Annotated in this window: 1 protein-coding gene; it reads right to left on the bottom strand. The window is 31.7% G+C overall.

The window, feature by feature from the left end:
* Positions 1 to 618: hypothetical protein (locus JQM82_RS16015; protein WP_235251418.1), on the bottom strand; the 618-nt coding region annotated here is incomplete at both ends.

Here is a 618-nt window from a genome sequence, read left to right as displayed (position 1 = left end):
GTCATTTAAGGTTCTCTCTGAGTAATCACTTTTTTCAATATCTTTTAAAAGAATCTCCTCATCTACATCATATAGCTTTTCCCATATATCTCTTTTAAAGAGCATTCCTTTTGGAAGTCTACTCTGTTCACCTGTTTCTCTTTCAGTAAATACAGCATACCCTTCTTTTCCAATCCAGTTGACAATCTGAATTTTGCCATTTTCATCTTTTACAATAAGAAGCGGTATCACTTTTTCATCCCACCACCAATTATACCACTCACTCTTATCGTCTTCTTTCAGTTTGATTTTACGATGGTATACATTAATTAATTTTACAACAGATTTCCAATCCTTTTCATCAAATTCATCCGTTCTCTTATCACACGAAAATTGTATCTCTTTTAAAGCGTTATAAAAATCTGTTATCATTTCCATATTTTTTTGTAAACTTGAAGGAAGATTCACATCTTTGTATTCTGTCACCTGTTTATTGTCCACCCAAAAAGTATTACCTCTGGATATAGCATTCAAAAAATGAACATCTTTCATTAAAGATTCTATATTTCCATGCATCTCAAGTCTTAATTTCCCTCCTAATAAGTCGATTGTCAAATTTTCACTTACACGGATTATAGG

It is taken from the genome of Faecalicatena contorta (assembly GCF_021531995.1).
In the GTDB taxonomy this organism is placed as follows: Bacteria; Bacillota; Clostridia; order Lachnospirales; family Lachnospiraceae; genus Dorea_A; species Dorea_A contorta_A.
The sequence above is the reverse complement of the archived record's forward strand: the minus strand, read 5'-3'. Positions and strand labels throughout refer to the sequence as shown.